This is a genomic window from Pseudidiomarina planktonica (assembly GCF_900177775.1).
Taxonomy (GTDB): domain Bacteria; phylum Pseudomonadota; class Gammaproteobacteria; order Enterobacterales; family Alteromonadaceae; genus Pseudidiomarina; species Pseudidiomarina planktonica.
This window is the reverse complement of the sequence record NZ_FXWH01000001.1, coordinates 807,347-824,934: the sequence shown is the minus strand read 5'-3', so window position 1 is coordinate 824,934 and position 17,588 is coordinate 807,347. Positions and strand designations below refer to the sequence as shown.

General features: G+C 50.5%; 15 protein-coding genes, 1 tRNA gene and 1 riboswitch. Of the genes, 11 read left to right on the top strand and 5 right to left on the bottom strand.

The window, feature by feature from the left end:
* Positions 1-11: 11 nt before the first annotated feature.
* Positions 12-1,406: an MBL fold metallo-hydrolase gene (locus tag CCE91_RS03860; RefSeq protein WP_086433931.1), complete on the top strand. Its 1,395-nt coding sequence runs from the start codon at positions 12-14 to the stop codon at positions 1,404-1,406.
* Here the strand turns inward: CCE91_RS03860 and CCE91_RS03855 are convergent.
* Positions 1,403-3,556: a TonB-dependent receptor family protein gene (locus tag CCE91_RS03855; RefSeq protein ID WP_086433930.1), complete on the bottom strand. Its 2,154-nt coding sequence runs from the start codon at positions 3,554-3,556 to the stop codon at positions 1,403-1,405. The genes CCE91_RS03860 and CCE91_RS03855 overlap by 4 nt on opposite strands.
* A gap of 175 nt (positions 3,557-3,731) precedes the next feature.
* On the opposite strand from CCE91_RS03855, the gene CCE91_RS03850 reads away from it, so the two are divergent.
* The 3 genes from CCE91_RS03850 to CCE91_RS03840 are packed head-to-tail and all read left to right on the top strand — an operon-like array spanning position 3,732 to position 7,509.
* Entirely contained in the window at positions 3,732-4,754 is a 1,023-nt protein-coding gene (locus tag CCE91_RS03850; protein ID WP_086433929.1) for a Fe(3+) ABC transporter substrate-binding protein, read from the top strand.
* A gap of 33 nt (positions 4,755-4,787) precedes the next feature.
* Positions 4,788-6,425, top strand: coding sequence for an ABC transporter permease (locus CCE91_RS03845; protein WP_234996255.1), 1,638 nt, complete (start codon positions 4,788-4,790; stop codon positions 6,423-6,425).
* Complete coding sequence (locus tag CCE91_RS03840) at positions 6,412-7,509, top strand: ABC transporter ATP-binding protein (protein WP_198678010.1); 1,098 nt, start codon at positions 6,412-6,414, stop codon at positions 7,507-7,509. Before CCE91_RS03845 ends, CCE91_RS03840 begins: the two co-directional genes overlap by 14 nt.
* Here CCE91_RS03840 and CCE91_RS03835 read toward each other — a convergent pair.
* On the bottom strand, positions 7,486-8,445 hold the full coding sequence (locus CCE91_RS03835) for a zinc transporter ZntB (RefSeq protein ID WP_086433926.1): 960 nt from the start codon (positions 8,443-8,445) through the stop codon (positions 7,486-7,488). The genes CCE91_RS03840 and CCE91_RS03835 overlap by 24 nt on opposite strands.
* An 89-nt stretch (positions 8,446-8,534) precedes the next feature.
* Here CCE91_RS03835 and CCE91_RS03830 point away from each other — a divergent pair, with 89 nt between their 5' ends.
* On the top strand, positions 8,535-9,521 hold the full coding sequence (locus tag CCE91_RS03830; RefSeq protein ID WP_086433925.1) for a calcium/sodium antiporter: 987 nt from the start codon (positions 8,535-8,537) through the stop codon (positions 9,519-9,521).
* Positions 9,522-9,582: 61 nt separating this feature from the next.
* Here CCE91_RS03830 and CCE91_RS03825 read toward each other — a convergent pair whose 3' ends face one another.
* Positions 9,583-10,140 carry a TMEM165/GDT1 family protein gene (locus tag CCE91_RS03825; RefSeq protein WP_086433924.1) on the bottom strand — a complete coding sequence of 186 codons (558 nt, stop codon included), beginning with the start codon at positions 10,138-10,140 and terminating at the stop codon, positions 9,583-9,585.
* A 12-nt stretch (positions 10,141-10,152) separates the two neighbouring features.
* Positions 10,153-10,336, bottom strand: a riboswitch (yybP-ykoY riboswitch).
* 98 nt (positions 10,337-10,434) lie between these two features.
* Between CCE91_RS03825 and CCE91_RS03820 the strand changes: the two genes are divergently transcribed.
* From CCE91_RS03820 to CCE91_RS03800, 5 genes are all read left to right on the top strand, one after another.
* Complete coding sequence (locus CCE91_RS03820; protein WP_086433923.1) at positions 10,435-11,529, top strand: MBL fold metallo-hydrolase; 1,095 nt, start codon at positions 10,435-10,437, stop codon at positions 11,527-11,529.
* 81 nt (positions 11,530-11,610) lie between these two features.
* Positions 11,611-11,832 carry a bacterioferritin-associated ferredoxin gene (locus CCE91_RS03815; RefSeq protein ID WP_086433922.1) on the top strand — a complete coding sequence of 74 codons (222 nt, stop codon included), beginning with the start codon at positions 11,611-11,613 and terminating at the stop codon, positions 11,830-11,832.
* 40 nt (positions 11,833-11,872) lie between these two features.
* The gene (bfr, locus tag CCE91_RS03810) at positions 11,873-12,337 is read left to right on the top strand and encodes a bacterioferritin (protein ID WP_086433921.1); all 465 of its coding nucleotides are present in this window, start codon (positions 11,873-11,875) and stop codon (positions 12,335-12,337) included.
* 9 nt (positions 12,338-12,346) lie between these two features.
* The gene (bfr, locus tag CCE91_RS03805) at positions 12,347-12,814 is read left to right on the top strand and encodes a bacterioferritin (RefSeq protein WP_086433920.1); all 468 of its coding nucleotides are present in this window, start codon (positions 12,347-12,349) and stop codon (positions 12,812-12,814) included.
* A 29-nt stretch (positions 12,815-12,843) separates the two neighbouring features.
* Positions 12,844-13,887 (top strand): mechanosensitive ion channel family protein, encoded by a 1,044-nt coding sequence (locus CCE91_RS03800; RefSeq protein ID WP_086433919.1) that lies wholly within the window; start codon positions 12,844-12,846, stop codon positions 13,885-13,887.
* On the opposite strand, the gene CCE91_RS03795 is transcribed toward CCE91_RS03800, so the two are convergent.
* Positions 13,884-15,785 (bottom strand): acetate--CoA ligase, encoded by a 1,902-nt coding sequence (locus CCE91_RS03795; RefSeq protein ID WP_086433918.1) that lies wholly within the window; start codon positions 15,783-15,785, stop codon positions 13,884-13,886. The genes CCE91_RS03800 and CCE91_RS03795 overlap by 4 nt on opposite strands.
* A 132-nt stretch (positions 15,786-15,917) precedes the next feature.
* Between CCE91_RS03795 and CCE91_RS03790 the strand changes: the two genes are divergently transcribed.
* Positions 15,918-16,008, top strand: a tRNA-Ser gene (locus CCE91_RS03790).
* 114 nt (positions 16,009-16,122) lie between these two features.
* On the opposite strand, the gene CCE91_RS03785 is transcribed toward CCE91_RS03790, so the two are convergent.
* The gene (locus CCE91_RS03785) at positions 16,123-17,400 is read right to left on the bottom strand and encodes a DUF2254 domain-containing protein (RefSeq protein WP_086433917.1); all 1,278 of its coding nucleotides are present in this window, start codon (positions 17,398-17,400) and stop codon (positions 16,123-16,125) included.
* Positions 17,401-17,588 lie beyond the last annotated feature (188 nt).

The following is a 17,588-nucleotide window of genomic DNA, read 5'->3' as shown; positions in this document are numbered from 1 at the left end:
GGGAGAATACGTTGGAATTGCTACATCACGGCGCAGTCACGGGCGTCACCGGGTCCTGCCATGAACTGCGGTTGGCTAATAATTTAGCAATATTGGTTGATTGTGGTCTGTTTCAGGGCGAAAACACGAACGACACTGAGCAACCCATAGATTTTCTGCATCCGGGCATTCAGGCGTTAATAGTTACCCATGCCCACATTGATCATATTGGCCGTATTCCTTATTTGCTCGAGGCGGGCTTTAATCGTCCGATTTATTGCTCGGCAGCCACCGCCGCGCTTATGCCTATTATGCTTGAAGACGCCATCAAAATTGGGCTAACCCGCGAAGTATTGGTGATTCGTCGCTTACTGTTGCGCCTCAAGCGATTGTTGCGGCCGCTAAGCTATCAACAATGGACAGCTATTACGGCCATACCCGGCCTGGCGTTTCGGTTAATTCCAGCTGGTCATATTCTGGGGTCAGCCGGCGTTGAAGTTCACTACAGCCCAGCGCATACAGAATCAGGTTCAACTGGCCCTGCCCGGCGCATTGTGTTCTCTGGCGACATTGGCTGCCGGGATTCCCCGCTACTTGGCGACCCACAATCCCCCGACTATGCCGACATCCTGGTGCTGGAAAGTACTTACGGCGACCGCCTGCATGAGGGTCGCGCACAGCGCCAGCAGCAGTTGCAGGCAATAGTAGAGCGCTGCCTGCGCGACCAGGGCACCATTTTGATTCCAGCCTTTGCTGTCGGTCGCACCCAGGAGTTACTGTACGAGCTTGAGGCTATTATTGCAGCTTTCCAGCAACATCAATTAAGCGGCGCCAGCGGTATGTCCTGGCAAGACATTGCCATTGTTCTAGATTCACCTTTAGCTTTGCGGGTTACCGAAGCCTATGACGACTGGCAGCACTGGTGGGACACTGAAGCCAGACGCCGGGTTCGCCAGGGGCGCCACCCGCTGGATTTTACCCAGCTACACATAGTTCCAGATCACGACCGTCATCAGGCTACGGTAGCTTATTTAAAACGCACCTCAGCACCTTGTATTGTAATTGCCGGCAGCGGCATGTGCACCGGTGGCCGTATTATGAACTACCTGCAGGCGCTGCTACCCGATGCACGCACCGACGTATTGTTTGTGGGCTATCAGGCGCAGGGCACACTGGGCCGCGAACTACAACAACAGCCGCATCAGGTAACTATTGGCAATAAAGCCATCACCGTGGCCGCAACTATTCACACGCTGCATGGTTATTCGGCTCACGCCGATCAACAAGGGTTGCTGGATTATGTGGCCGGTATGAATAGCTTACCCGGTGAAATACGATTGGTGCACGGCAACACCGACGCAAAAAAAATGCTCGCGCAAAAACTGCGCGAGCATTTTTCCATTCAGGTTACTCTGCCAACAGCTTAGAAGCTGTACTGGTAACCAATTTGGAAGGTACGTGGTTTGCCCACTTGAATGCCACCATTAGTGCGCGTTGCAACATACTCTTCGTCCAGCACGTTATCGATAGTCGCATAAATAGTTTGGTTTGCATCCAGGCTATATTTAGCGCTGAAATCTACCACAGTGCGAGAATCAATTCGCTCAGTGCCAGTGTAAGAGCCCTGGCCAGCCTGAGTACGCATAGCACCGGTGTGACGCAGAGCTGCATGTAACTGCCACACTGAAGCTTCAAAACCTACACCCAGTTGATATTGGGTATCCGCCTGATAGGCCAGTTCGTCGCCAGCAACCACGTCACCCCAAATACCCAGGTTCGATGAAAAGCTGTTTTCGAACTCGGTGTCGGTAAAGGTAGCGCTACCGTCAACGACCAGCTCACCGCTGGCAAGTGGTAAGCGGTACTCACCCAGTACTTCAATACCCTGCACCGTTACTTCACCGGCGTTGTATTGGTTGCCAATGGTGTCTAAATCACAGCCTTGCGCCGCGGTACAGTTACCATGCATGTTGCTGTAGTCACTGTAGAAACCAATTACTTCGGCGCGACGACCGGCATCGCTAAAGCGAACCCCGGCTTCGTAGTTCCAGCTTTCTTCATTTTCCTGTGCATCATTACCAGGTGCTGCCGGAGCAAAACCTTTTTGTACGCCGGCTAAAACTACCAGAGCATCACTCAGGCGGTAAGTGGCGCCAACAGCAGGCAACAGAATATCGGTTGAATTTTCGACCTGACTTGGAGTATCAGTGCGGCCCGGGTTCGTTTTACCCCAGTCCATACGCTTGGTGTCAACGTTCTCATAGCGCACACCAGCTTCAACATTCAACGCATCAAACACCCAACTGCCGTTTACAAAAAGCGCCGCAGCTTCAGCAGAATCAATGCGGTTTGAGTCGGTGCCAGGCACGCCCGCACTTAGCTGGCTCACTTGATAACTGGCATTCATGTCATACACATCAACCCACTGGAAGCGGTCCATTTCGTCCTGGTGCAAACGACCACCAACAGTGATTGAGTGGGCGCCATAAGGCAAAGCTACGCTCGCTTGCACACCTTCACTGATGTACATACGGTTGTTGGCTTTCACATCAACTTCCAGCGAACCTTGTGGATCGGCATCAAATTCAGAAGCAATTTCTTCGGCACCACCACCTAAGCTGGTGTCGTTAATTTTACTTACTTTGTACCAGTTACGGTCGAACTCGTTGCGATATGCAACAGCTGACAAGACACCACCGTTGCTCAGGCTAAACTGATAGTTCGCCTGCAACTGGCGATGCTCAGTCATCATGGTATCTAACTGTGATGCTGAATAACGTGTATATGGGGTTGCGGCAAAGTCAGCATCAGTAATACCTAAATAAGTTTCATCTGACTCTTCATCGGAATACTTCATTTTCAGAGTTAGTTGATGACGACCAGCGGCATCAAGCAGTACCCGAACTTTACCCATCAAATCGTTTTTATAAAAACCAGTGTCATCACCAGTTGGTAAGTCTTTAAAACCGTCAGCCTGATAACGGAATACTTCGAATACGCCACCAACGCGTTCACCCATGCCGCCAACCCAGCCATGCGCTTTACCATAGCCGTCACTGCCGCCCGCCAAATCCAGGGCGCCAGCAATAGGCGCAGCTGGCACACTACGGGAAACCAGATTCAATACGCCGCCCGTGGTACGTGGGCCATAAGCTACTGATGAGCTACCTTTAATAACTTCCAGTGCCTGCATGCGGCCGAAGGTAGGGAAGTAATAAGCTGCTGGCGACGCATACGGCGCTGGTGCCGCAATCACGTTGTCTTCCATTACGGTAATTTTATCTGAACGCGATACGCCGGTACCACGCATACCAATATTTGGACGCAAGCCGTAGCCGTCTTCTTCCAGCACGTAAACACCCGGAACCTTGCTCAGGGCGCGATGAATGTCGGTATATTCGAACTCAGCCAGTTCGGCTTCACCCATGTAGTAACCGGAACCTGGCAGGTCATTTACTGCCTGTTTAGAACCAAGAATACTTAGGCGTTCAATATCCACCGGCTCATCAGCCGCCATGGCTTGACCGGAAAGAGCTAAAAACACAGCAAGTGCCAATGGGTGTCGGACGTTCTTCATGTTTACCTCTGGTAGATTTCAGTTTGCGCTAGATCAAAAAGAGGAGACTATATGCCGCTCTTTTCTTGATAATAATTCTCATTTGCGGCAAATTATACTCAGCAACAAATGAGAATCAATATCGTTTCTTAATTTTTTTGTTATAATCGAGGCATCTACGCAAGAGGTAACCGTTATGATGAAGTTTGTAACCCTTTCTATTGCTGCGCTAAGCGCCGCAATCTTTACTCTTAATAGCTTCGCAGCGGAAACAGTAAACTTATATTCCGCGCGTAAAGAAGCACTAATCAAGCCAATGCTGGACGATTTCACCAAACAAACCGGCATTGAGGTTCGTTTACTTACCGGCGGTGGCGATGCACTGCTCACACGCTTGCAAGCGGAAGGCGAGAATACGCCGGCCGATTTATTTTTAACCGTAGATGCGGGCAATCTGCATCGCGCTGCACAAGCCGGTGTATTTCAGGAACTGGGCTCGCCGCTGGCATTGCAAGCGGTGCCTAGCCAATATCACGGCGACGGTAATTTATGGCTGGGCCTGAGCTTACGCGCCCGGCCAATTTTCTATGCACCGGATCGTGTGAATCCAGAGCAACTTAGTGGCTATGCTGATTTAGCCGATAACCGCTGGGACAATAACGTTTGTATCCGTTCCTCAGACAACATCTACAACCAGTCGTTAACCGCCGCGTTAATTCAGCACTGGGGTGAAGAAAAAACTGAAGAATGGGCACGTGGATTAGTTGATAATCTGGCCAAGCCACCGGTTGGCGGCGATCGTGACCAAATTAAAGCGTTAGCCAATGGCGTGTGTGATATTGCCGTAGCAAATACCTATTACTTAGGTGTTATGGAAGCCTCAGACGATGCTGCTGAGCGCGAAGCTGCCAGCAAAGTAAAAATCTTCTGGCCGAATCAAGATGATCAAGGCACGCACGTGAATGTATCCGGCATTGGCCTGACTAAACATGCCAAGAACGCTGACAATGCTCGCCGTTTGGTCGAGTTCCTGTTGTCGCCGGAAGCACAGCAATGGTATGCCGAAGCGAATAATGAGTACCCGATTCGCCGTGGGGTTGACTGGAGTGACCGCCTGATGAACTGGGGTGAGTTCAAAATGGATTCACTACCTATGCGTCACTTAGGTGAAAACAATGCCGACGCCGTGCGTTTAATGAACCGCGCTGGCTGGCGCTAATTCATGCGGCAGTGGTGGCGCAAAGGCAGTTTAATGGCAACGGCAGTCTTACTCGGACTGCCGCTGTTTGTGGTGGCCTATGCCGCGCTGCAACTGCTGCTCAGTGGCGACCACAGCACCCTTAGCCACCTCTGGCAAACGGTCGTACCTGAGTACATCCGTAATTCACTAATCCTGCTTGCCGGCGTTGCCATTGGCGTCATGACACTCGGGGTAAGTACCGCCTGGTTAACTACCTGTTGTCGTTTTCCCGGACAACGCTATTTCCAATGGGCACTGCTGTTACCACTGGCCATGCCCGCCTATATCACGGCCTATACCTACACCGGCATGCTGGACTTTTCCGGGCCACTGCAAAGCGCGATACGCGACTTCACCGGCTGGGGCTACGGCGACTACTGGTTTCCGCAAATCCGCAGTATTGCCGGTGCGGTTATGGTGCTTAGTTTAGTACTCTTCCCTTATGTGTATTTAATTACCCGTGCCGCGTTTTTACAGCAATCAACCGCCACTATGGAAGCCGGCCGTTCACTCGGCCTAACCCCGTGGCAAAGCTTCTGGCGACTAGCGTTACCGCTGGCGCGTCCGGCTATGGTTACCGGTACAACCTTAGCCTTAATGGAAACCTTAGCCGACTACGGCACTGTGCAGTATTTTGGGGTGACCACCTTCACCACTGGTATTTTCCGTACCTGGTACGGGCTTGGTGATTTACAGGGCGCCTTGCAGTTAGCGGCCATGCTACTGGTTGCCGTAATTGCACTGATTATGATTGAGCGCTGGTCGCGGCAAAACGCCCGCTATGAGCAAAGCAGTCAGCGTCAGGCACAGCCATTTCAATTAACCGGAAGCAAAGCCTGGTTAGCGACCGCCGCTTGCGCGCTACCACTAACCCTTGGCTTTATACTGCCCGCGCTGCAACTGGCCGCCTGGTCATTGGATCGCTGGCAAGTGTGGACCCAGCCCGACTTCTGGGGCCTGGCATTTAATAGCCTGATGCTGGCGTTTATTGCCGCTATTATTACCGTGCTACTGGCGCTATGGCTGGCCTACGGAAAACGCCAGTTCCCGACCCGTCCGATTCGCGCTACGGTAAGCTTTGCCGGCATGGGCTATGCCATTCCGGGCATCGTTATTGCCGTGGGCGTTATGCTGCCGTTGGCGGCGTTAGATGCCGGCTTAATAGCGGTCGCTAAGAGTTGGTTTAACTGGAATCCGGGATTACTATTTTCCGGCACCCTGGTGGCATTATTGTTTGCCTACACGGTTCGCTTTTTAAGTGTCAGCCTGCAAACCGTGAGCGCTGGCTTAGCCCAAATTCGTCCAAGCATGGACGAGTCGGCCCAAATTTTAGGGTACCAACCACCACAGGTGCTGCGTAAAGTGCATTTTCCACTGCTACGCACCAGCATCTTAACGGCAATTATTCTGGTGGGCGTAGATGTGTTAAAAGAACTACCAGCAACTTTAGTGCTGCGCCCGTTCGATTTTAACACGCTGGCGGTGCGCGCCTATGAAATGGCCGGCGACGAGCGTCTAGCCGACGCCGGTCCGCCAGCATTGATGATGGTTATGGTTGGGCTTATCCCCGTTATTTTACTGTCGCGCGCCATGTTGGCGTCACAGCATGTGGTTTTAAAGGAGCACGAACTTGGCCCTGTTACACCTTGATCACGTTCACGTACAATTAGGTCAGCATAACGTTGTTAAGGACGTAAATCTGAGTCTGCAAGCAGGCGATATTGGCTGTTTGCTGGGCCCAAGTGGCTGTGGCAAAACCACCTTGTTGCGGGCTATTGCCGGGTTCCAAACCTTAACTCAAGGTAGCATTAGCATTGCCGACCGTATTGTGTCTAACCCGAAAACAAGGTTGGCACCTGAGCGCCGCGGAGTGGGCATGGTGTTTCAAGACTTTGCGCTGTTTCCGCACCTGAATGTGGCCGACAACATTGCTTTTGGCTTACGTAAATTAGCCGCGCCCGAGCGCGAAGCCCGGGTGAACGAATTACTTGAGCACATTGGTCTGCCTGGCTATCAACACCGTTTCCCGCATGAATTGTCCGGCGGTCAGCAACAACGCGTGGCGCTCGCGCGAGCGCTGGCACCTAAGCCGGCATTGCTGTTACTGGATGAGCCGTTTTCCAGCCTCGACGCCGAACTACGCGAGAAGCTTGCGCTGGAAGTACGCCAGTTACTGAAGAAAGAAAATATTACCGCTTTGCTGGTTACCCACGATCAGCAGGAAGCCTTCGCCATGGCCGACAAAGCCGGCATGATGTATCAGGGGGAACTGCTGCAATGGGAAACGCCCTACCAGTTGTATCACCAACCCAGTCATCAACTAGTGGCCGACTTTATTGGTCACGGCGTGTTGCTCAGCGGCATTGTAAATGCCCCGGGCTCATTAGCCAGCCCTTTAGGTATGTTGCAGCATCAGTCACTACAACACTATCCTGCCGGCACGCCAGTAAGCTTTTTGGTGCGGCCCGACGATGTAGTGATAGATCCGAACAGTAAATTGCAGGCCACTATTACTTCGCGTGGCTTCCGGGGCGCACACAATTTATACGGCGTTGGCTTACCCGATGGTACTGAAATTCTGACCCTGAGCCCCTCCCATGAGCAGCTCAGCGTCGGTAGCAAAATTGGCTTACGCCCGGAATTTGATCATCTGGTAGTATTTGCAGCCGATCACTGCGAATTGCCGGGTAATCAGGCTAGTCCGTTACCCTTACCAGAAGCGCAATCGGCGTAGTAGTAAGAATTCGAAGAAGGCAATACCGGCCAGCACCGAACAGAAAATCCAGAACGCATTGTCGTCATCCACGCCAGGCATGCCACCAATGTTAATACCGAACACCCCGGTTAAAAACGAGATAGGCAAGAACACCCCGGCAATCATGGAAAGCCAGTAGGTATTACGGTTCATCTTTTCTGCCACGGCTTGTTGCAAATGCTCGCGCAGCATCCAGATTTGCTCCAGCATCATGTCCAGTGATTCCAGCAACCGCTGTGTCGTATCGCGTTCGTTTAACAGCCATTGATGTAATTCGGTATCCATCCATTTGCTGGCATCAACAGCTAATTTGTCCAGCGCCGCTACTTGCGGACGAATAAAACGACTGAGCCGCAGTAAGCGCTTATGCAAGGCCGTTAGCTGCTGCTGACTTTTCGAAGTGTCGTGCAGCTCGTCCAACTCCAGAATTTCCAGTCGCTCTTCGGCTACATCAAGTAACTCCTCAATGCGCACATTCAGCTGTTCAATCATCATCACCAACAAATCGTCCAGGGTTTCCGGACCTTGCTGGTCATGCAGCCGCTCGCGAATAACCTGCAGCGCTTTAAATGGCCGCCGGCGGAAACTATAAATGTTCCCTTTGTAATACAGTATACGCAAACTCAGCATGTCTTCCGGCGCACCACCAGTAATTAAATTCACGCCCCGTAAAATCAATAAGAAACCGTCTTTTATACGATCAAACCGCGGTCGAGTGTCTTCGGTGAGCACGGCGTCTACCAGTGGTTCTGGTACGCCGCACGTTAGCAGCCAGTCACTCACACCCTCGACATCGCGCTGCACATGAAACCACGCCTTTTCGCTCTGGTTAAAGTCAGACGTAATCTCCTGCGCCGGGTGCTGGGTGAAATCCCAGCTATCAATCATAAACTCTGGTCGCTGTGTGGTGCTCATACTTCTACTCTCTTTTGCGTTGAGTGATTCACAATCGAATAACCTTGCCCTAGAATAGCGACAAATTCACCGTTTACGAAGGGAAATCAATGTTACTTGCTGCTGTTGCCGTTATTGTTGGTCTTGCGCTACTGGTTTGGAGTGCTGATAAATTCGTTGCAGGTGCAGCTGCAACCGCCCGTTACTTCGGCATGGCTCCCCTATTAGTGGGTATGGTTATCATTGGTTTTGGCACCTCGGCACCGGAAATGGTGGTGTCGGCATTAGCGTCACTGCAAGGCAACCCGGGGCTCGCACTGGGAAATGCATACGGTTCAAACATTACCAATATCGCCTTAGTGTTAGGTATTACCGCCGTATTGGCGCCTATTACCGTAGCGTCTGGCGTGTTGCGCAAAGAAATGCCGTTGCTGCTGATGGCCACGCTGCTGGTGGGTTGGCAACTGATGGACCTACAAATTACCCGCTTAGAAGCCATCGTGTTGTTGGTGGTATTCGCGATTTATATTGGCTGGTCTATTTGGCAAGGCATGCGCAGCAAAGACGACGTGCTGGGCGCAGAATACGAGCAGGCGCTAAATGAAGCTGGCAATCAGTCCATCAAGTCGTCTGTTATCTGGCTGATCGTTGGTTTGATATTGTTGGTAGTTAGCTCGCGCATACTGGTTTGGGGCGCCGTAGAAATAGCCGTGACGCTGGGCGTAAGTGACCTGGTTATCGGACTTACCGTAGTCGCTATAGGTACATCGTTGCCTGAACTGGCGTCTTCCATTGCCGCCGTGCGCAAGAATGAACACGATTTAGCGCTGGGTAATATTATTGGCTCGAACATGTTCAATACCCTGGCAGTAGTTGGTATTGCCGGTGCCATTCACCCAATCTCGCTGGAGCCTCTGGTATTAAGTCGCGACTGGATTGCCATGTTCGTACTCACCATTTTACTGGCGGTGTTTGCCTTCCGCTGGCGTCGTCAGGGCCGCATTAACCGCTGGCAGGGAGCTATTTTTATTCTGTGTTACGTAGGTTACACGCTCTACCTGTTAAAAACCGGCTTTGCGCCCGTCGTTACTGTTTAGGCGCAAGTCAGGTTGACCAAAAAGGGCTGCTCTATATGACAGCCCTTTTTTATGCCTGCAGCTAACCCCACACCATAGTGGCAACGCCCAACCCAATAAATAGTGCGCAGGCGCTGTAATGAATTAAAGTCATAGGAATGCGTTTTAATAACCAACGGCCGGCAAAAACCACAGGTACATTGGCAATTAACATACCTAAGGTCGAGCCCATCACTACCATGGTAAAATTGTCGTATTTGGCGGCTAAAACTACGGTGGCAACCTGTGTTTTGTCTGCTATTTCGGCAATAAAGAACAGCACCAGTGCCGACACAAAGGCACCATAACGGAATATACCAGTAGCAACCGGCTCTTCTTTGTCTGGCACCAATAACCACAGCCCCAGCAGAATAAAAATCCCACCAATAATATACGGGTACCAAAGTGCCGGAATAAAGTCATTTAACCACTGCCCCAGCCATGCCGACAGCGCGTGATTAACCAAAGTGGCAATAAAAATACCAGCAATAATCGCGCCTCGCTGACGAAACCGCGCGGCCAGTAATAAAGCTAACAACTGTGTTTTGTCGCCCACTTCGGCTATTGCAATAGCCAGGGTTGACGAGAGAAAAGCATCCATTTTTGACTCGTTGAGGGCAGACTGTGAACACTAAGGCATAGCCCACCCCTGCCCTACAGCAGATGCGCTAAGCCTTAAGTCTCGTCAGTCCGAACTTCGGATACACACACCATGAACCGTTCTTAGTTAAGTTCAACTATGTTGATGTGTGTCTTAATTGGGTAATTAAGCGACTACTCCCCCAAGACCCGGCTAGTATATAAAAATGTGTAAAGCCTGTCATCTGCTTGTTGCCACTGTGCGTAAAATTACTGGTATTCACCTGATTCACCAATTTGTAGCGAGCGAAAAACCATGCGAAAGAAGCTGTTGTTGGTATTACTCATTCTGATATTGGCACTGGTGATTATCTACGTCACCGGCTGCAGCAGCAATTACAGTATGTTGCGCGCAAACTATCAGAATAAGGAACTACCAGCGCATTATGGCGAACACGGCTTTCGCAATCCCCATACCGATGAAATTGATAAAAACGCACTCGACTTTTTTAAAATGCGTTTGTTTGGCGATGACCAGTGGGCTGACCAGGAACAAGAAGTGGGTTTGATCCCGCAACAACCACTAGCTGCCGATCACTTTCAGACTATTCCGTCACAGCCGCGTTTAACCTGGCTGGGCCACGCCTCGTTTATTATTGAATTGAACGGCAAGCGCATTGTCACTGACCCAATTTTAACCGACCGCGCGTCACCAGTTTCCTTTTCCGGGCCCAAACGTTTGTCTGAACCACCGTTAACACCAGAACAATTACCGCAAATTGATGTAGTGATTATTTCTCACAATCATTACGACCATTTAGATGAAGCGACTATTAAGGCTTTAGCCAAGCAGCCACGCCAGCCTAAGTTTTTAGTCCCGTTAGGACTATCGGACTGGCTGCTGGAGCAAGGTGTTGCGGCGGCAAATATCGAGAGTGCAGATTGGTGGCAGCAAATTAAAATTGATAGTCTGACGTTTACCGCCACACCCAGCCAGCACTGGTCAGCAAGATCACTATTTGATCGTATGCAGAGCCTGTGGGCGAGCTGGTACATTGAAGACAGCGCCAGCAAGAAGCGAGTTTGGTTCGCAGGCGACACCGGCTACAACAACATTCAGTTTAACCAAATACGCGAGCGCTTAGGTGCGGTCGACTTAGCGCTGGTTCCGGTTGGCGCCTATCAACCCGAGTGGTTTATGCAACCACAACACACCAGCCCGGCCGATGCCATGAAGTTACATCAGGACTTGCAGGCAAAGCAGTCGGTGGTGATGCATTTCGCCACCTATCAACTGGCTGCAGAAGGACTGCAGGAAACACTTGATGACATTGCTGCCGCTCGTGCCAAACAGCAAGTCAGTGGCGATATTTTCCGGGTAATTCCCATCGGCAGCTCGACGAGCTTTTGAACATAAAAAAACCAACTTCTTAATATTGATAACTGTTCTCATTTGTATTAGACTTAATTTCTATTGCAAGTGAGGGCTACTATGTACGTTTGTTTATGCAAAGGCGTTACTGACCACACCATTCGTGAAGCTGTTGACCAGGGTGTGACATCAATGCGTGAACTCCGCCAGGAGTTCGGCGTGGCAAGTCAGTGTGGCTGTTGTAAGCAATGTGCAAAAGATGTGCTTGGTGAAGCTTTAACCGAACGCAATAAGCGCTTTTTAGATAACACTTTGTTGCCAACGGCGGTGTGCTACACTTAAATCTTGTTGTTAAGATTTACTTGTTCAGGAGCACCCGTTTATGAAAGGCGATGCCAAGGTTTTACAAGAACTAAACCGTATTCTCACCCGTAAGTTAACCGCTATTAACCAGTATTTCCTGCACGCCCGTATGTATAAAAGTTGGGGCTTAACGCAGTTGAATGAGCACGCCTACAAAGCTTCCATTGAAGAAATGAAACACGCCGACGTGATTATCGAACGCATTTTATTTCTGGAAGGTTTACCCAATTTACAAGACCTAGGCAAGCTCTACATTGGTGAAGATCCCCGTGAAATGCTGGAACTGGACTTAAAAGTTCAGAGCGCCGATATTCAAGCTATTCGCGAGTCTATTGTGTTGTGCGAAACCGCACAGGATTATGTTACTCGTGGGCAACTGGCTGCCATTTTAGATGGCCAGGAAGAATATCAGGACTGGTTAGAAACCCAGCTCAGCCTGGTTAATAAACTAGGTGTCGAAAAATACTTACAAACCAAGCTGTAAGGAATCATTATGGATGCTAACGCACAAGTTATTGCGCAGCTGAATCGTCTGCTTGCCTATGAGCTAACCTCAATCGATCAGTACACGTCGCACTCTCGTCAGTACGAAGACATGGGTCTGAATAAGCTTTATGAGCGTATCAACCATGAAATTGATGACGAACGCCGACACGCTGATTTATTGATTCGACGGATTCTGTTCCTTGGCGGTGAGCCAGACATGAAAAACCGCGAAACAGCCAGTATTGCCAACGAAGTTCCGAACATGCTGAAGAATGATTTAGCACTGGAACATGGCAATGCAAAAACGCTTCGCGAAGTTATTAACTTCTGTGAAGAGCAGGAAGATTTTGTCAGCCGCGATATGCTGGTCGGAATTTTACAGGATACGGAAGAAGACCACGCCTACTGGTTACGCCAGCAGCTTGGCTTAATTGAACGTTTGGGTTTGGAGCTGTACCTGCAAAGCCAAATGTAAGTCATACAATTTAATTCTGCTGGTGGAACATGATGATGGAAGATACCGCGCTGACGGTTTGGGAACATATACAGACTGTCTTGTCGATACGACTATTCGGTGTTGATGAAACCGGTGTAACCATTGGCGGCATTCTCCAGGTCGTTATCATCATTATTGCGGCCTGGTTAGTCTCCTTCGTTTCGCGCAAATCCTTACAACGCTACGGCCGTGGTGAACAGCGCATGGCCGCATCATCGTTGTATATGCTTACGCGTATCTCCCATTACGTCATTATGTTGATCGGTTTCGTGCTGGCCATAGCGTCACTCGGAATCGATTTAACCAAGTTTGCATTACTCGCCAGTGCCGTGGGTATTGGCGTTGGCTTCGGGTTACAAAACCTGATTAGCAACTTTGTTGCCGGCATTATGCTGTTGTTTGAAAAAACACTGAAAGTGAAAGATTTCGTCGAACTGGAATCCGGTGTTACGGGTGAAGTTAAAGAAATCAATATTCGCAGTACCATTATTACCACCAACGACAATATTGATATTGTGGTGCCCAACTCTGAATTTGTGAACGGACGGGTTACTAACTGGACCATGCGCGACACTTACCGCCGCGTACATATTCCTTTTGGCGTTGCCTATGGTAGCGACAAGAACCTGGTAAAAGAAGCGGTACTTGAAGCCGCTAACAAAGTGCCGCACACGCTTACCGGCACCAGCCACAGGCCTCCTCAGGTGTGGCTTACGGAAATGGGCGACAGCGCGTTAAATTTTGAATTAGTAGCCTGGCTAAAGCCAGAGGCAGTAAACCGCCCTGGGGCCGTTAAAGCAGCCTTTAACTGGGAAATTCATACCGCACTGGTAGCAGCAGGTTTAGAAATTCCCTTTCCACAGCGCGATTTGCATATTCGTAGTTGGTCCAAGCCAAGCGACGTGGATCTTGATGAAGCCCCCGCCGACCAGATTGACGAGAAAACAGAAGAGCAAACGGACGAACAAACGAAGAAGCAGGAAGACGCCAAAGCTGAAACCGCAGATGCCGACAGCGCCGCCAGCGATAACGACGCTGCCAAAGACATTTAAGCCGACAGTGGCCGTTGTTGCAGCACCTGCTTAAGCTCCTCAACGCAAGCTGGGTCATCAATAGTCGAGGGAATACTGATATCGCCACCGGTTTCATCGGCATCGGCTATCTGGCGCAGTAACTTCCGCAGAATTTTACCCGACCGGGTTTTCGGTAAGCGTGATACCAAATGCACTACTTTCAAGCTGGCAACCGCGCCAATGTCGCTGCGCACCAGTTCCACTAATTCCTGCTGTAACTGCTGCTCACCCACAGTATTGTCGTCTCTGGTAATCACCAAGGCTACCGGCACCTGCCCTTTTAGTTCATCGGCAATACCAATAACCGCACACTCGGCCACGGCCCGGTGCTGAGCAATCACTTCTTCCATTTCACCGGTCGATAACCGATGTCCGGCTACATTAATTACGTCGTCGGTACGGCCCATAATAAACACGTAGCCGTCGTCGTCCTTGTAACCACCATCACCGGAGGTGTAGTACCCCGGATGCTCGTTAAAGTAGCCCTGCTGAAATCGCTCGTGATTGCCCCAAATGGTGTATAAACACCCCGGTGGCAGGGGTAATTTAATAGCTATATCACCCTGTTCACCTACGTCAGCTTCGCTACCGTTAGCGCGCAAAATCCGAATGTCATAGCCGGCCAGCGGCAAGGTGGCCGAGCCAGGTTTCACCGGATATTCGGTAATACCAACCGGGTTGGCGCATACCGCCCAGCCGGTTTCCGTTTGCCACCAGTGATCAAATACAGGTTTGCCAGTTACCTGGCGAGTCCACTCATAGGTGGGTGGGTCCAGTCGCTCGCCCGCCATAAATATGCGTTTCAGGCTAGTCAGGTTATGGCGTTTTACCATCTCGCCTTTAGGATCTTCTTTTTTCAGGGCTCGAAATGCGGTGGGTGCGGCAAATAACGCAGTGACCTTATGTTCCTCACATACCCGCCAAAATGCGCCAGCGTCTGGTGTCTTAACCGGCTTACCTTCATACAGCACCGACGTTGCGCCATAAATAAGTGGCCCGTACACAATGTAAGAGTGGCCAACTACCCAGCCAACATCAGATGCGGTAAACATCACATCGCCCGGCTTTAAGCCATACACCACCCGCATAGAGTAATTCAGTGCAACCGCATAACCGCCGCTGTCACGCACCACGCCCTTGGGCTTCCCGGTGGTACCAGAGGTGTAAAGTACATACAGCGGATCGGTGCCGGCCATAGCAACACAGTCGGCCGGCTCAGCCCCTTCCATTTCCTGCTGCCAGTTTAAATCGTAAGCTTTATCCAGCTCAGCTGGTTTAATGTCGCGTTGATACACAATCACTGTGCGCGGTTTGTAATTCGCTTGCTCAATAGCTGCGTCTACCAGCGGTTTGTATGCCAGAATTTTGCTTACCTCAATACCACAAGATGCAGTAACCACAATGGCCGGCTTAGCGTCATCAATACGAATCGCCAGCTCATGCGCGGCGAAACCACCGAATACCACCGAGTGCACCGCCCCTAAACGCGCACACGCCAGCATGGCAATAGCAGCCTGCGGAATCATAGGCATGTAAATAACTACCCTATCGCCTTTGCGAATGCCCTGCGCCCGCAACACACCGGCAAAGTTGGCCACTTGTTCCAGCAGTTCCCGGTAACTAAATTTTTGTTGTACCTGGGTTACTGGTGAATCGTAAATAAGCGCCGTTTGCTCGCCGCGGCCGTCTGCCACATGCGCATCCAGCGCCAAATACGACAGGTTCAGCTCACCGTCGGCAAACCAACGCTGCTCGCCACTGGCGTGCTTACTCAAAGCCTGGCTGGGCGCTTCAAACCATGCCAGCTTGGCTGCTTCGGCTAACCAAAAGGCTTCTGGGTCTTCTAACGACGACGCATAGTGGCCGGGATAACTCATGAGTAAGTACCTCTTCAATAAATACACTGCAACTACTCTAGCCTAACCCCGTAATTTGCCAATAAGACCAAAGTCCAATTCATGTTTAGCATTGACTCCACCCCCGCTTTTCCCTACTATAGCGCCCGTTCCGGAGAGGTGTCCGAGTGGCTGAAGGAGCACGCCTGGAAAGTGTGTATACGTTAATAGCGTATCGAGGGTTCGAATCCCTCTCTCTCCGCCAAATACTAAAAAACCGCCCCTGTGGCGGTTTTTTGGTATTTGATGGGTAGTGAGAACTTGATGAGAACCCTTTCGGTTCGACCAAACGGCAGGATCGCCGTTTGGCACAGCGCTATCAGATAGTAGAACTGCCGACTTTTTCTTTGGTAGCTTTCGGTACCAGTTGTGCCGCGGACTCAATGGCCGCTACGTCGGACGCCAAACAGGATGACTCCTTAACTCGAACCAGCGCCTCCTGCGACATCTTCGTAGCCGGTAATTCAAAAGCTTCCGGTACTATCACAGCCAATGATGCCAGTGCTTTTTGTAATCGGATTTGAACTTCCACCACCGCAGCGCCATCGCGGGCAATTGGTCGGAAAGCGTCCTCAAACACGTCATGCGCGGTAATAGGTGGCACAAAAATACGCGAGAACTGAACCTCGGTGTCCTTAGCTTCTTGCCACGGTGACAGAATACGAATCAAACGCCCCAGCACATCAATAGCAGTACCAGGATCATTCACCGCCGGCGACAACGCTTTTGAGGCAATTTCGGTTAACACAATCAGACAAAAACGCGGGTCACTTTCGAAGGTGCGCCGCGACCCCAGACTTACTGCACGTCGCATTGCGTCTATTTTGTCATCCTCAATAGACTTGGCGGTAACCGACAACAGCACTTCACCGCAATGCACAAAGGCTCCGGTAAGGCGCCGAACATAAACTTCAATGTCAGCTTTATCTGCACACTTTTGCAATTCCTGCATATCAATATGCTGAACATAACCAGTTTCAGTACTCAGAATATCAATCGCGTTGTCGGCCACAGTTCCGGTATAAAGGCGCCCGCCAAGATAAGGATTTTTCAGTCGTTCTGCTAACGACTCGGTGGCTGCATTCTCCACTCTGTCCAGCGTATCGCCCATTCGTCCAAACTTCATCAGGTGCCCAATCCAGCGAATTAGAGCAACAACCACCAGCCCTATTACAGCTACCGTAAATAAGAACACCACTACCCGGCCGGACTCATTATAAAGCTCCGCATGTAGTGCAATTAATCCCACCAAGCCAAACAAAAATGCCCCCAGAAAAGTCGCTAGTACGTTCTGCGTGGTTCGATCTTCCTGCAGTAAAGTTGTTGCACGCGGTGTGGCTGACTGGGTGGCCGCAGCAAAGGCTGATACAGCAATACCCAACGAGAAGGTTGTTACGGCCAGCATCGACGAGGTTAATATGCCAAGCATATCCGCCACCGTATTCTCGTCAATTTGCAGGGCAATAGCTTCCGGTAAAAAAGGCGATAAAACGCGAGCCAGCACCACCGACACCAGTGCCAGTACCGTAAAGCTGATAACACGTACCCAGACTTTCTTAAAGAACTCATGCAGATGCCAAATATAACGGGAATTCATACTGTGCCCTGTTGTATAAGAAGTTAGCGGTAACTAAACTCACCAAAGAATAGTTCTAGGTTACATCACTCTTCGACTAAAAACTGAAAGTTTGCAGGTTTTACCCTAATCTAGACTGTAGTGAACGATAAAATACGGATTCTTTACTAAACTACAGATCCAAACGCAGTGCATACCAGTTAGTATTA

Excerpts from the sequence above, each read along its gene's own strand:
- CCE91_RS03855 (WP_086433930.1), bottom strand. The coding sequence starts at position 3,556 with ATGAAGAACGTCCGACACCCATTGGCACTTGCTGTGTTTTTAGCTCTT.
- CCE91_RS03850 (WP_086433929.1), top strand. The coding sequence starts at position 3,732 with ATGATGAAGTTTGTAACCCTTTCTATTGCTGCGCTAAGCGCCGCAATC.
- CCE91_RS03845 (WP_234996255.1), top strand. The coding sequence starts at position 4,788 with ATGGCAACGGCAGTCTTACTCGGACTGCCGCTGTTTGTGGTGGCCTAT.
- CCE91_RS03835 (WP_086433926.1), bottom strand. The coding sequence starts at position 8,445 with ATGAGCACCACACAGCGACCAGAGTTTATGATTGATAGCTGGGATTTC.
- CCE91_RS03830 (WP_086433925.1), top strand. The coding sequence starts at position 8,535 with ATGTTACTTGCTGCTGTTGCCGTTATTGTTGGTCTTGCGCTACTGGTT.
- CCE91_RS03825 (WP_086433924.1), bottom strand. The coding sequence starts at position 10,140 with ATGGATGCTTTTCTCTCGTCAACCCTGGCTATTGCAATAGCCGAAGTG.
- CCE91_RS03820 (WP_086433923.1), top strand. The coding sequence starts at position 10,435 with ATGCGAAAGAAGCTGTTGTTGGTATTACTCATTCTGATATTGGCACTG.
- CCE91_RS03815 (WP_086433922.1), top strand. The coding sequence starts at position 11,611 with ATGTACGTTTGTTTATGCAAAGGCGTTACTGACCACACCATTCGTGAA.
- bfr (WP_086433921.1), top strand. The coding sequence starts at position 11,873 with ATGAAAGGCGATGCCAAGGTTTTACAAGAACTAAACCGTATTCTCACC.
- bfr (WP_086433920.1), top strand. The coding sequence starts at position 12,347 with ATGGATGCTAACGCACAAGTTATTGCGCAGCTGAATCGTCTGCTTGCC.
- CCE91_RS03800 (WP_086433919.1), top strand. The coding sequence starts at position 12,844 with ATGATGATGGAAGATACCGCGCTGACGGTTTGGGAACATATACAGACT.
- CCE91_RS03795 (WP_086433918.1), bottom strand. The coding sequence starts at position 15,785 with ATGAGTTATCCCGGCCACTATGCGTCGTCGTTAGAAGACCCAGAAGCC.
- CCE91_RS03785 (WP_086433917.1), bottom strand. The coding sequence starts at position 17,400 with ATGAATTCCCGTTATATTTGGCATCTGCATGAGTTCTTTAAGAAAGTC.